The sequence below is a fragment of the Nocardia brevicatena NBRC 12119 genome (assembly GCF_000308495.1).
Lineage (GTDB): Bacteria > Actinomycetota > Actinomycetes > Mycobacteriales > Mycobacteriaceae > Nocardia > Nocardia brevicatena.
In genome coordinates, this window is record NZ_BAFU01000169.1 from 1 (window position 1) to 941 (window position 941).

The 941-nt window shown below is 67.0% G+C and carries 1 pseudogene; it reads left to right on the forward strand.

Annotated features, from left to right (window positions below):
* Window positions 1–81: 81 nt before the first annotated feature.
* Window positions 82–920: pseudogene (locus ON20_RS25780) on the forward strand (IS5 family transposase).
* Window positions 921–941: the final 21 nt, after the last annotated feature.

Here is a 941-nt window from a genome sequence, read left to right on the forward strand (position 1 = left end):
CTAGAGGGCGTCTGAAAAGTCGTGGTGTGGGTAGTCGGGGAAGGCGATGGTGAAGACCAGAAGACCGAATAGGAGGGTGTCATGCCTTCTCGGCGTCGCAGGTACCCGACCGATCTGACCGACTATGAGTGGATGCTGCTGGAGCCGCTGATCCCGTCCCCAAAACCGGTGGCCGCCCGGCGATTCACGACCGCCGGGAGATCGTCGACGCCATCGCCTACTGGCTGCGGGCCGGCTGCGCGTGGCGGCTGCTGCCGCACGATTTCCCGCCCTGGCAGACCGTCTACCACTATTGGCGGGTCTGGCGGATCGAGGGACGGTGGGAACGGATCGTGACCGAGCTGCGTCGGCGAGAACGCCGACGCCAAGGCCGCAACCCCGCTCCCAGCGCGGGCGTGATGGACAGCCAAAGCGTGAAGGCCACCGAGCGGGGCGGTCTGCACGGCTACGACGGCGCCAAGAAGCTCTCCGGCGTCAAGCGACATCTGTTGGTGGACACGCTCGGTCTGGTGCTGGTTGCCTGCGTCGGCCCGGCCAACGTCGACGACCGCGACGCGGCGATGGTGCTGCTGTCGCGAGCTTGCCGACGTGTGCGCCGGCTGCGGCATGTCTTCGCCGACCAGGGCTATCGGGGCGCAGAGTTCGCGGACTGGATACGTCAGGTGCTCGGGATCAGCGTCGAGATCGTCGTGCGCCGCGACGGAGGGCTACGCCGCAGCCGGGTACCGACCGGCAGTCCCCCGCGGGAAGTGCCTCGGATAGCTGTGGTTTCGCGCCGGTGGGTGGTCGAGAGGACGTTCGCCTGGCTGGGACGCCACCGGCGGCTGTCCAAGGACTACGAGTACCTGATCAGCACCTCGGAGAACGTCATCTACGCCGCCACCGTGTTCCTCCTCGTGCACCGACTGGCAGGAACGTAGACACGACTTTTCAGACGCCCT